Below are 12220 nucleotides of genomic sequence, written 5' to 3'. Positions count from 1 at the left end.
CCGGACGTGGGCCCACCTCACGGTGGGCCCACTCTCCGCTCGGGAAGCAGCGCCTTGTCGATGGACGCCGCGACGCCGACGCTCCGGCCGGCCAGGTTGGCCACCGTGTAGTGCACGGCCGTGCCGAGCACCTGCGCGGCCTGGGACAGGGTCAAGCCGTAATCCTGCTGCAGCCACTGGATCGTGCCGGTACTCGCGGCCTTCAGTGCGTCGTCGAGCGAGCCGGCCTGTCCCAGCACCATGATGCGCGTGGGCGATTCGACCCTCGGCATCGACACCGTACGCCCCCGGATCAGTTCGACGGTCACCGTGACATCCATGGATGTTTCGAGCGCGTACTGCGTGGTTTCGCCATCGCCCTGGAGGGCGTGCGCATCGCCGAAGTACAGCAGCGCGCCCGGCTGTTGCACCGGCAGGTAGACGATGTTGCCCTCGACCACTTCGTTGAAGTCCATGTTGCCGCCGAAGCGGCTGGTGTCACCCGTGGAGATCGCCGGCATGCCGAAACCCGGCGCGACGGCCAGTCCACCCAGCATCGGCTTCACCGGCACGGCGTAGTTCGCAAGGGCGCCCGTGGACCCCTCGGGGCGCGCCAGTCCCTTGTCGCGGTCGAGCTTCCAGCGGACCGGCTTGCCGAGATTCCCTGCCTGCCCTGCCAGCGACGCGCCGAGCGCCCGTCCCACGATGGTGTCGAGACTGTCGGCGTAGTCGCGGTTGAGCTTCAGGCGACGAATATGCACGACGAGCGTGTCACCCGGTGCGGCACCCGCGATGAAGAACGGCCCGGTCTGCGGATTGCCGAACAGCGCGCGGGTCACACCGTTCTCGTCGACGCCGCCGGAATCGAGCGTCGTCGTGTGGATGGTGTCGCCCGGCCACACGACGAGTACAGGGTGCCGGTCGGCGTCCCAGGTATTCGAATAGCTCGTCGGCCGATATTCCCAGACGCGCGGACCGCCCGTGCGCTCGGGCACCTTCCATCCGGTCACCGCATGCGTGACACGGCGGGTTCCGTCGTTCGGGTCCGGCATGTCGGCCGTGCCTGCGATTCCGTCCTTATCCAGCCGCAGCCGGAACCGCGACGTTCGACCCTGCGTATCCGTGCTTTCGAATGCCCACGCGTTGCCTTCCACCGAGCCCCGAATGGCATCGCCGTCGAGATCGCCGTGCAGGGCCTTCGCGTCCTGCTGCGCATGGAGTGTGGAAAACGCCGGCGATTGCCAGAGGTCCGTGCGCAGGACCCACGTGTCCATGGCATGGGCCGTGACGGCGAAGCCCGCCAGACCCAGAGCAGCGATAACCCCGATACGAGACCGCATGACGCACCCCTTTGACTACACGTGTAGTCCAGATTACACGTGTAGTCACAAGTTGGCCACTGCCGGTCCGTCTGGCGGCCGGTCAGCATCGTGCCGCCGATCTGCCCGCCCGCTGCCCCAATTGCGGCAGACTATCTGGCTTGCATCCAACCAGGGGGTCCCATGCACACATCCATGCTTCGCCTGCTGCGCGCCTCATCGGCCTTGTGTTTCGCGGTGGCCATGTCCATGCCTGCCTGGGCTTCCGGCACGGATGCCCATCTGCGCGACACCCTGGCCCAACTTGCCGAGCGGGCGAAACCGGGCACGCTCGGTGTGACCGTGGTGGACATGGAAACCCATGAGCGCACGCGCATCAACGCCGACCGTGGCTATCCGATGATGAGCGTCTTCAAGGCCCCCGTGGCTGCGGCCGTGCTCGCGGAAGTCGACGCAGGAAAGATCGCCCTCGATCAGGAAGTGACGATCGGCCGCAAGGACGTGGTGGGCGGCTCAGCGGTCCCCTCGATCGGGGCGCATTTTGCGGGCGGGCAGATGCGTTTCACCGTCGAGCGCCTGCTGGTGGCGGCCGTGAGCGAAAGCGACAACACTGCGGTGGATGCGTTGATCCGATTGCTCGGCGGCCCGGCGGTCGTTACCCGCTACCTGCGCGATCACGGGATCGACGGCATGCGCGTCGACCTGAGCGAAGGCGACGTCAGCCACATCTTCGACGACACAGCCAACGGCCAGACCATTCCCGAGAATGAAACCGAAGCCGCACTGGCAGTTCGCAGGCAGCGCGGATACCAGGCCTTCATGGTGGACGTGCGCAACACCACCACGCCGGATGCGGCGGCAGACTTCCTGGAGAAGCTCTGGCGCGGCAAGCTGCTTTCCGCAGCCTCCACGCAGCGCCTGCTGCGGCTCATGTACGACCAGACGGTGCCTAATCGCCTGCGCGCCGGCCTTCCGCCCGGCGTGCGTTTCGCCGACAAATGCGGCACCTCGTACACGCTCGACGGTCAGACAGCCGCGTTCAACGACATCGGCATCGTCACCTGGCCCGACGGCCACACCGTGATCGTCGCCGCGTTCCTCACCGGCTCACGCGCCGACGCCAAGACCCGAAACGCCCTGTTCGCGGACATCGCGCGCGCGATCGGCTCCGGGAACGATAGAAAATAAGAATCGCCAAAGCTCTTTGTGGGAGCCGGCTATGCCGGCGATCCCGCGGCAGCGGGCACGCCCGCGAGCCCCCATCGCCGCTGAAGCGGCTCCCACACAGAGCCGTTGTCATACAAACCTGTTTGCCTCACCTACCTCGGCAAGACGCTTCCCTGGTAATCCACCACGGGCCGCTCTTCGGAGCGGCCCGTTTCCGGCGACAGCGCCGGATCCGAGCGCGAGGCCCTTCCCGTTTCCCTGTGACCCGCCAGGCGCCGCAGGAATCGCGCGTCGTGGTCGCTGGTCACGCAGAAGTCGAACCAGTGGTCGCTGGAGAGGATTTCCCAGAGGCTCTCGACGCGACCGCCCGGTAACAGGAAGTGACGCCGTGGCGGCAGATGGGTGTAATCGTTGCTCGGCGTCACCGTGACCACGCAGGCGCGGCTGCCTTCGTTGGTGATGACGAGGCGAAGGAGTCCATCCAGGCCGCCGTTTGCCAGGCGAACTTCGGGCTGGGCACGACGGGCGTGCTCTCCCAACGTGGGCTGGCTACCCGCAAACCGGCGAAGGAATCCATTCGGCCCCGTGACCGAAAGGTCATAGGCATTGCCGCTGTACAGGCTGGTCCAGTGGTCGGAGAGCGATTTGCCGGCTTCCACCGTGTACGCCCAGGGACCATCCGTCCGCGCGGACGAGAACACGTGGAAGAACGCCGCGCTTTCGCCCTGGTTGATGAATTCCAGAAGATAGCGGCCCGCCGCGACATCCACCCTGCCCTGCACGTCCAGGTCGTAAGGCAGCGCGCGCGCGGGCCGTTGTCCCGGCTCCTGCCGCGGCATGCGCTGATCGTCCGGCGGCGTCGGGCGAAGCTCGTCATGGGTTTTCTTATCTGGTTCGTAACCGCTCGTGCCCGGCAGACGCGGGGTGTCGGCATCGTGCCGCGCGAAGTCGAAGGCGCGGGTGAGGTCGCCGCACACCGCACGGCGCCACGCAGAGATGTTCGGCTCACGCACACCGAAGCGCCGTTCCAGGAAACGGATGATCGAGGTGTGGTCGTAGGTTTCCGAGCAGACCCAGCCACCCTTGCTCCAGGGCGACACCACCAGCATCGGCACGCGCACGCCCAGTCCGTACACACCGGCAACGAATCCATTCCCGCCCGCGTAAAGCTCGCCTTCCGTGCTCACCGTGGACAGGCCCTGATCGCGCGACGATGGCGCATACGGCGGCACCACGTGATCGAAGAAGCCGTCGTTCTCGTCATAGGTGACGAAAAGCGCCGTCTTGCTCCACACCTCGGGATTGGCGGTCAGCGCATCGAGAACACCGTCGAGGTACCAGGCGCCGTAGTTGGCAGGCCAGCTCGGATGTTCGGTGTATGCCTCGGGCGCCGCAATCCACGACACCTGCGGCAACCGGCCCGCGAGCACGTCGTCGCGCAGAATGGCGAACGGCGATTGCCCCTTGGCAATCTCCGTGCCGGTGCGGGCCTTCTCGTACAGCGCGTCGCCGGGCTGGGCATTGCGGTAGTTGTCGAAGTACAGCAGCGAATTGTCGCCGTAGTTGCCGATGTACGGATTCGATGTCCAGCCCCAGCCGCCGGCGGCATCCAGTCCGGTGCCGATGTCCTGGTAGATCTTCCAGGACACGCCCGCCTGCTCCAGCCGCTCGGGATAAGTGGTCCAGCCGTAACCCTTCTCCGCATTGTCCAGCACCGGGCCCGCGCCCTTGCCGTCGTTACCCGCGTAGCCGCTCCACATGTAATAGCGATTCGGATCGGTCGAGGAAAGCATGCTGCAGTGGTACGCGTCGCAGATGGTGAAGGCGTCGGCCAGCGCATAGTGGAACGGGATGTCTTCGCGGGTGAGGTACGCCATCGTGGTCGTGCCCTTGGCCTGCACCCAGCCGTCGTAGCGTCCGCCGTTCATGGCGGCGTGCGTGTCGTTCCAGCCGTGCGGAAGATCTTCGAGGAACTGCAGGCCAAGGTCGTCGGCCTCCGGGCGGAACGGCAGAAGATAATCGTCCGGCGACGCCGCATAGGGCTGCTTCCAGACCGGTTGCCCGCTCGCCAGCGTGAAAGGCCTAGGATCGCCGAAGCCGCGCACGCCCCGGAGGGAACCGAAATAATGGTCGAAGGAGCGGTTCTCCTGCATGAGGATCACCACATGTTCGACATCCGCAAGCGTGCCCGTGCGTCGCGAGGCCGGAATGGCCAGGGCTTTGGCGATCGAGGCCGGCACGACCCCGGCAGTGAACGCGGCGCCTGCGGCGCCGAGTGAAAGCTTCAGGAAGTGGCGCCGGTCTTGAGATGTCATGGTGGCCCTTTGCGTTGCCCTGGGCGACCGAGTGTTGAGCCGTAACATGACAGGTTCGTGCCAGCGTCCCGTCATGCCATGGCATCGTGCCTGTTCTGCGACCGTCGTCGCAGAACCACGATAGCGCTGGCAGTCATCCATGAGGTCGATATCGTGAAAACTCTCGCATTCTTCGCCGCCGGCATGCTGCTGGGAACCGCTGCGCAGGCGACCCCGCTCCCGTCCACCCAGGCCACCACCACGTACCACTACGCGACGGTGGACGGCATCCGCGTGTTCTATCGCGAGGCCGGCCCGAAGGACGCGCCGACACTCGTGCTCCTGCATGGCTTCCCATCGTCGTCGCGACAGTTCGACACGCTGATGCCCTTGCTTGCGACGCGATACCACCTGATCGCACCGGACTATCCGGGTTTCGGGCACAGCGACGCGCCAGACCCGACACGCTATGCCTACACCTTCGACCACCTGGCGAAGACGACCGACGGCCTCCTGCAACAGCTGGGCCTGAAGCACTACGCGCTTTACCTGCACGACTACGGCGGTCCGGTCGGCTTCCGCATCATGGTGGCGCATCCGGACCGTGTCGACGCGCTCGTCGTGTCGAACGCGAACGCGTACGAGGAAGGTCTCGGCAAGAAATGGGCGGCGATCGCCGAGTACTGGAAAGACCCGAAGGCACATCCGGAGGTGTTCGAGTCGTTCGTGTCGCTGAAGGGAGCCGAACTACGCCACACCCTCGGCACCTCGCATCCGGAACGCTACAACCCCGACACATGGACGGACGAGTTCGCGCATCTCTCCCAGCCCGGCCAGAGCGATATCCAGGCGGCACTCCTGTACGACTACCGCACGAACGTGGCGTCGTATCCGGCCTGGCAGGCCTGGTTGCGCAAACACAAGCCACCGACCCTCGTCGTGTGGGGCAAGAACGATCCGTCGTTCATCGGCGCGGGCGGCGAAGCGTACAAGCGCGACCTGCCCGATGCGGAAGTACACCTGCTCGACGCCGGCCACTTCCCTTGGGACGAGCAGGTGGACACCATCGCGCAACTCGTGCAGAGCTTCCTCGACAAGCACCTTACGCGCAGGTGATACGGTACGACCGCCGTGTCGCTACCAGATGCGAATCCGCTCCGATGGCGCGAGGTACAAGGCACCGCGCCGTACGTCGAAGGCGTCGTACCACGCATCCACGTTGCGCACCGTGGAGAGCCGTACCGCGCCGGGCGGGTGCGCGTCGGATGGCAGCAGGGTGCGGAGATAGGCCTCTCGATAGCTCGTGCGCCACAGTTGCGCCCAGGCGGTGAAGAAGCGGCGGTCAGCCTCGCGACGGCCTTCGCCTGCGGGCGCCGCCTTCGCGGCGAACGCATCGTGCGCCGCCAGCAGGCCAGTCAGGTCGGCCAGCGACTCGCCCAGCACAAGCCGTCCATTCACGTGGTGGCCCGGCAGGGGTTCATAGCCCTCCAGCTGTTTCGCCAATGCGTTGGCCTTTGCCTCGAAGCGCTGTGCGTCGGTTGTGCTCCATGTGTCGCGCAGGCGTCCGTCGGCATCGTAATGGAGGCCCTGGTCGTCGAAGAGGTGGCTCAGTTCGTGCCCGATGGTGGCGCCGAGGCGTGCGTAGTTCGCCGCCGGATCGGCCGTCGGATCGAACAGCGGCGGCTGCAGCAGGGCGGCGGGGAAAATCACTTCGTTCGCCGCCGCGCTGGCATAGGCATTCGGCACGCTCACGGGCGACTGCCACGTCGTACGGTCGAGAGGCTGCGTCAGGCGTGCAACTGCCTGATCGAAACGCCATGCGGTCAGCCGCGCGACATTCCCTGCGAGGTCGTCTTCCCGGAGCGCGACAGTCGGGGCAGCAGGCCAGGTATCGGGATAACCGATGCTGATGCGGGTGCGCTTCAGTTTGCGGCTCACTTCCGCACGTGCGGACGGCGACAACCACGTGGCCTTGTTCACCCGGGCGGCCAGTGCGATGCGCACGTCATCGGCGATCGCTTGTGCCCGCGCCTTTGCCGCGGGCGGAAAATAATGCTCGACGTACGCACGGCCCAATGTTTCGGGCATAAGGTTGGTCACGAGGTCCACGCCGCGTTTCCACGCCGGCGGTTCCGCGGTCGTGCCACGCAGCGCCCCGCCGTAGTACGCGAGACGGGCTGCGGCGCTTCGCGTATCCACATAGCGGCTGTACGTATTCATGAGCTTCAACCGGAGGAGGTCGCGCAGCACGTCGAGTGGTGCGGCTGCGACCACCTCGAGTTGCGCCCGCAGAACAGCGGGGTGCGCCACGTTCACGCGATCCGGATGCTCGATACCGAGCGCCGCGAACCAAGACGACCAGGCGAAGCCCGGCACACGCGACGACAGCTGGCTAACCGGAACGGGATGGTAAGAACCCACCGCGTCTCGCTGGGCGGCGGGCCCGAGCTGCGACTCGGCCAGGCGCGCCTCCAGCGCCAGCACCGCATCCACGCGACCGGCGGCTTCCGACGGCGGAACGCCCGTGGCGGTCAGCATGGCGACAAGGTACGTGCGATAGGCCTCGCGACGCGCACCGGCCGGACCCTCCGTCGCACGGTAGGCATCGGCGTTGGGCAGGCCGGGGCGGCCTTCGCGCAGGGTGAGAATGGATTGCCCGGGGTGCCCGTCGTCTTCTTCGATGACAGGCACGACGATGGCACCCACATCGATCTTCGCCAGTTGGCCGATGGCCGTAGCGAGAGCCGTGCGGTCGTGGATGGTGTCGATTCGATCCAGCCACGACCGGAGAGGCCGAAGTCCCTCCCGGTCGCGCACCGACTGGTTCATGTAGCTCGCATAGAGGATGCCCATCGGCGCTTTCGCCGTGGCCGCTTCCTCCACCAGGGTGCGTGACTGTTCGATGGCCTTGGCCTGGATGTCCGGCCACATTCCGATCGACGTGCGGTCGGCGGGCACCGGATGCTCGCGCTCCCATGACCCATTCACGTAGCGGTCGAAGTCGTCGCCGGGTGCCACCTGCGGCGGGGTTGCGGGCAGGCTTGGCGCAGGCGACGCGACGGCGGCCGCGCCCAGGAGGCCGGCAAGCAGGACGAAGGCGGATTTCATGGGATGCTCCAGGGAAGCGCTTGGCGCTGGTGACATCCAAACGCGGCTCGTGGGGGCTTTGGATGTTCATGGCCGCTCATCCAATCGATGCCCGGCATCCGTTATGGCAGCACCCATGCAGGAGATTCCCATGTTCGACGCCCATTTCCTCGGCAGTGCCATCACTGCCCTCGCCATCCTCATCGTGCTGCACCAGCTGATCCGCCTGGCCATGGTGGCCATGCTGCACCGGACCCTGCGCCAGGGCCTGCAAGCCGGCGTGCCCCTTACCGTGGAACAACTGGACCGCGCGCTCGGCCGGGTGCCCGCCACGGAGCGCGCCGCAACCGATCGTCGTAACGGCTGGATACTCGTCGCCATCGGCGTGGCCTGCGGCGGCAGCGTTGCCTTGCAAGGCACGCAGGAAGCCATGCGCGTGGCCGCGGGTGTGGCGCTCTTCCCGCTTCTGACCGGCATCGCGCTCGTGCTCCTTTCGCTGCGGGCGAGCCGTGGCCGCTGATACCGAACCGGCCGACGATGCGCTGAACCGGCGCGTGATCGCCGGCGATCGCTCGGCTTTCGACGTACTCGTCGCGCGGCACGAGGCGCGCCTGCGTGGTTTTCTACGCAAGCTCTGCGGGAACGCGGCCACGGCGGATGATCTCGCCCAGGAGACGTTCGTGCGCGCGTGGCAGCGATGTAGGCAGTTCGACGGCAGCGCCAGCGACGCCAGCTATCCTGCGTGGCTCGTGCGCATCGGCTGGCGCCTCTTCCTGGACATGGAGCGCCATGAACAGCACCTGCGCCGCAAGCACGAGCAGTCGGCCGAGCCATTCGACGCTGTCGATTCCCATCCGGGCACGCGGATCGACGTGCTCGCCGCATTGGCCACACTGCCCTCGCGCGAACGCGCCTGCATTCTGCTATGCGACGTGGAAGGCTGGTCACACACCGAGGCGGCGAAGCTACTCGATCTTCCGCTGGGCACGCTGAAAAGCATCATTCCCCGCACGCGCGACATCCTGCGCCGCCGCCTCACCCTCGCTCCGGAGACATCGCGATGACACCCGACGACCACGACCTCGCCCGGCTGCTTGCCGGCGCGGATATCGACACGCCCGACCCGCGCTTCGTCGAGCGCACGCACCGGGTCATCGCCGTGGAGGCGCTCGCACGTCTGGAAAAGACGAATGCATGGAAAGCGTGCGTGCGCGATCTCGTCATCGCCGCCGCCCTGGTGGGCGGCATGGTGGCCGCGTCGCTCGTGTTGCTTCACCATACGAGCGATTCGATGCTCGTGGCGCCCCTGGCGCTCGGCATCGCCTTCTGGGCCGCGCTCCATGACTGGTCGCTGCCTTCGTTCGACGGTGCGTCGCGAGACGTGACACCAGCCCCATGAGGACGTGCTGACTTGGATCGCTTTGCCACATTGCAGGTATTCGAAGCCGTCATGGAGTCCGGGTCGTTCTCGGCGGCGGCGCGGCGGCTCAATCTCGGGCAGCCGGCCGTCTCCAAGGCCATCGCCCAGCTGGAGGAAAACCTGCATGTGCGGCTCTTCATCCGCAACACACATGGGCTGGTGGCGACGGAAGCGGCGCGCGCATTCCACGAGCATGCACAACTGGCACTGAGGCACCTGGAGGACGCAGACCACGCCGCCCGCGGCGAAGGCGCAGCCTTGACGGGAGTGCTTCGCGTCAGCGTGCCGGTAACGTTCAGTTGCATGCAGATCGTTCCGCGTCTGAACCGATTCCTCGACCGGCACCCCGGGCTGCGTGTGGAGATGCTTCAGGACGACCGCCAGATCGATCTGCTCGAAGCCGGCGTTGACCTGGCGCTGCGCATCGGCACGCTGGACGACTCATCGATGACCGCCCGGCGCCTTGCCGGCTCCGAGCGCGTGCTGGTGGCGTCCCGCAGGTACGTGGAAACGCATGGCGTGCCGGACGATCCCGCCGCCCTGGCGAGCCATGTGGTGTTGTCTTACGGCCACGACGGGCTGGTGCGCGAATGGGTCGCGAGGCAAGGCGAGCGCACGGAACGCGTGGGCGTCGACGGCCCCTTGCATGTCACCTCTGCCGAAGGGCTGCGTGCGGCCATCCTTGCCGGCATCGGCATCGGCGTGACATCGCGCTGGGTGGCGCAACCCGAGCTCGCCTCGGGCGAGGTGGTCCGACTGTTGCCCGGGTGGTCGTTCGGCACGGTCACCCTGTGGGCGGTATTTCCTTCGGGGCGCATGCCCAGCGCCAAGGCACGAGCCTTTGCGGACTTCGTCGAGGCGCTGATGCGCCCCGACGAGGCCGATGTCCTCAGTGCGCCTGTTGCGGCTCGGCCGCCCGGCGACGCGCAAGGCTGAGCAGCAGCGCGCCGATAGGCAAGACGCCGCCAAGCACGCACACCACCGGCCAACCGCCCCGATGCCAGGCGACCGCGGCCAGAGACGAGCCCAGCGCACCGCCCACGAACATCGTGGTCATGAACAACGTGTTCAAACGGCTCTTGTACTCCGGATGCAGACCGTAAATGAGGTGCTGGTTCGACACCAGGGCGATCTGCACACCGAAGTCCAGCACGATCACGCCGACCACGAGCCCCGCCAGGCTCTGCCAGAACCCGAACACCAGCCACGCCAGCACCGTGGCCGCTGCGCCAAGGGCGATGACCGGTGCCGGGCCACGCCGGTCCGCGACCCGCCCGGCCACAGGTGCCATGGCCACGCCCACCGCACCGACGATGCCAAAGAGTCCCGCCGACGCCGCGCCGAGATTCAGCGGCGGCTCGGCCAGGCGCAATGCCAGCGTCGTCCAGAACACGGAGAAGGAAGCAAAGAGCATTGCCTGGGTGGCGGCGGCACGGCGCAGGACAGGCTCGTTGCGCCAAAGGTGGATGAGCGAGCCCAGCAGATCGCCATAGCGCAGCTTCCTGGCCGGGTGGTGCGCCGGCAGGCTGCGCGCCATGAGAACGGCGCCCAGCAGCGCGAGTGGCACGGCCACCCAGAACATGGTGCGCCAGCCGGCGACGCTCGACACGATGCCGGCCAGCGTGCGGCTGAGCAGGATGCCCGTCAGCAGGCCGCTCATCACGGTGCCGATGGCTGCGCCGCGCTTTTCCGGTGCGGAGAGGATCGCCGCGAAGGGCACGATCTGCTGCGCCACCGTCGCGGCCGCCCCGACGAGCACGGATGCGACGGCGAGCACGGCAAGTCCGGGAGCGAGCGCCATGACCACCAGCGCGAGCGCCAGGATGCCGAACTGCACGACGATGAGTCGGCGCCTCTCCAGCATGTCGCCGAGCGGCAGCAGGAACAGCAGGCCGGCCGCATAACCCAGCTGGGTGAGCGTGGGTATCCAGCCGCTGACCCGCGCGTCGTGCAGCGACGAGGACATCACCCCGAGCATGGGCTGGTTGTAATAGATGGATGCGACGGCGAGGCCCGCTGCCAACGCCATGGCGAAAAGCGTGCCCCGGCCCGGCGCGGAGGCAGGTCTGGTGGAGGAGGACATGGAGGGGAGTTCCAGTACGAAGACTGCTGCGCATGCTACGCGGCGAAGGGCCTCCCGGTCAGCCAGACGGAGGTATATCGCTCATTCCCCTTGGGAATGCCCCCTCGCCGCAGTTATCGGGTGTCCTTCACCCAGCGCTCCAGATCGGCCACGGAAAGCGGCTTGCCTGCCGCGTGAATCGCATCGGAAACCGTCGCCTTGGCGACGATGCCGTCGCCATCGACCAGCATCATGGTCGGATAGATCTTGATGCCGGCCTGCTCCGCCACTGACTGCTGATCGGGCAGCACCGGCCAGTTGAAATGTCGGGCTCGCGCGAACTCGCGCGCCGTGGCGGCATCGTCGAAAGTGAATGCAACCACGGCGATGTCGGGATGGGCCTTGTGGAACGCGGAAAGGACCGGCGTTTCCGCAATACACGGCGCGCACTGGGCGAAAAAGAAGTTCGCGACGAACGGCTTTCCGCGCAGCGACGCCAAGTCGATCTTCTTTCCGTCGAGCGTTTGCGCACTGAAAGCCGGAAACGGATGGCCCTGAATGGCGAGGGACTTCGGTTGGGTCTGTTCCGCATGCGCCTTGGCGATATCGGCGTCGCTTTCGAGCTTCAAGATCGCCTTGTGCGTCATCCGGTCCTTCTCGACACCGAACGGCCGGGTGGCCATCGCCGCCTTGAACTGCGCGTACGAGAGCGGACGACCCGTCTGGTCTTCGAACGACACGCGGTAGTCACTTGGAATGGCGAGCTGCTCGAGCAGGGAAGGCGGCGCGGACTCCGTGGTCGAGGCAGCTGCCGGAACGGTCGTTGCGCTGGAACCGAGCCACAGGCCGGCGAGGAAAATTGAGAGCACGATCCACCTATGGGCTACTTATG

General features: G+C 66.7%; 11 protein-coding genes. 6 read left to right on the top strand and 5 right to left on the bottom strand.

Annotated features, from left to right (window positions below; genetic code table 11):
• Positions 1-17 precede the first annotated feature (17 nt).
• Complete coding sequence (locus HBF26_RS09540) at positions 18-1319, bottom strand: acetamidase/formamidase family protein (RefSeq protein WP_167125334.1); 1302 nt, start codon at positions 1317-1319, stop codon at positions 18-20.
• A gap of 162 nt (positions 1320-1481) precedes the next feature.
• Here HBF26_RS09540 and bla point away from each other — a divergent pair, with 162 nt between their 5' ends.
• Entirely contained in the window at positions 1482-2486 is a 1005-nt protein-coding gene (gene bla, locus HBF26_RS09535) for a class A beta-lactamase (RefSeq protein ID WP_167125332.1), read from the top strand.
• Between the two features lie 131 nt (positions 2487-2617).
• Here bla and HBF26_RS09530 read toward each other — a convergent pair whose 3' ends face one another.
• Positions 2618-4780: a phosphocholine-specific phospholipase C gene (locus HBF26_RS09530; protein WP_167125330.1), complete on the bottom strand. Its 2163-nt coding sequence runs from the start codon at positions 4778-4780 to the stop codon at positions 2618-2620.
• A 153-nt stretch (positions 4781-4933) separates the two neighbouring features.
• Here HBF26_RS09530 and HBF26_RS09525 point away from each other — a divergent pair, with 153 nt between their 5' ends.
• On the top strand, positions 4934-5875 hold the full coding sequence (locus HBF26_RS09525; protein WP_338039655.1) for an alpha/beta fold hydrolase: 942 nt from the start codon (positions 4934-4936) through the stop codon (positions 5873-5875).
• Positions 5876-5896: 21 nt separating this feature from the next.
• Here HBF26_RS09525 and HBF26_RS09520 read toward each other — a convergent pair whose 3' ends face one another.
• On the bottom strand, positions 5897-7867 hold the full coding sequence (locus HBF26_RS09520) for a M13 family metallopeptidase (protein WP_167125328.1): 1971 nt from the start codon (positions 7865-7867) through the stop codon (positions 5897-5899).
• A 130-nt stretch (positions 7868-7997) separates the two neighbouring features.
• Between HBF26_RS09520 and HBF26_RS09515 the strand changes: the two genes are divergently transcribed.
• The 4 genes from HBF26_RS09515 to HBF26_RS09500 are packed head-to-tail and all read left to right on the top strand — an operon-like array spanning position 7998 to position 10202.
• Positions 7998-8366: a hypothetical protein gene (locus HBF26_RS09515; RefSeq protein WP_167125326.1), complete on the top strand. Its 369-nt coding sequence runs from the start codon at positions 7998-8000 to the stop codon at positions 8364-8366.
• Positions 8356-8910 (top strand): sigma-70 family RNA polymerase sigma factor, encoded by a 555-nt coding sequence (locus HBF26_RS09510; RefSeq protein ID WP_167125324.1) that lies wholly within the window; start codon positions 8356-8358, stop codon positions 8908-8910. The genes HBF26_RS09515 and HBF26_RS09510 overlap by 11 nt, the downstream gene beginning before the upstream one ends.
• Positions 8907-9245, top strand: coding sequence for a hypothetical protein (locus HBF26_RS09505; RefSeq protein WP_167125322.1), 339 nt, complete (start codon positions 8907-8909; stop codon positions 9243-9245). Before HBF26_RS09510 ends, HBF26_RS09505 begins: the two co-directional genes overlap by 4 nt.
• 12 nt (positions 9246-9257) lie before the next feature.
• The gene (locus HBF26_RS09500; protein WP_167125320.1) at positions 9258-10202 is read left to right on the top strand and encodes a LysR family transcriptional regulator; all 945 of its coding nucleotides are present in this window, start codon (positions 9258-9260) and stop codon (positions 10200-10202) included.
• On the opposite strand, the gene HBF26_RS09495 is transcribed toward HBF26_RS09500, so the two are convergent.
• On the bottom strand, positions 10156-11349 hold the full coding sequence (locus tag HBF26_RS09495) for an MFS transporter (RefSeq protein ID WP_167125318.1): 1194 nt from the start codon (positions 11347-11349) through the stop codon (positions 10156-10158). The genes HBF26_RS09500 and HBF26_RS09495 overlap by 47 nt on opposite strands.
• A gap of 113 nt (positions 11350-11462) precedes the next feature.
• Positions 11463-12197: a redoxin domain-containing protein gene (locus HBF26_RS09490; protein ID WP_167125315.1), complete on the bottom strand. Its 735-nt coding sequence runs from the start codon at positions 12195-12197 to the stop codon at positions 11463-11465.
• Between the last annotated feature and the right edge of the window lie 23 nt (positions 12198-12220).

The sequence above is a fragment of the Luteibacter jiangsuensis genome, assembly GCF_011742555.1.
Lineage (GTDB): Bacteria > Pseudomonadota > Gammaproteobacteria > Xanthomonadales > Rhodanobacteraceae > Luteibacter > Luteibacter jiangsuensis.
This window is presented reverse-complemented; position numbering and strand designations above follow the sequence as displayed.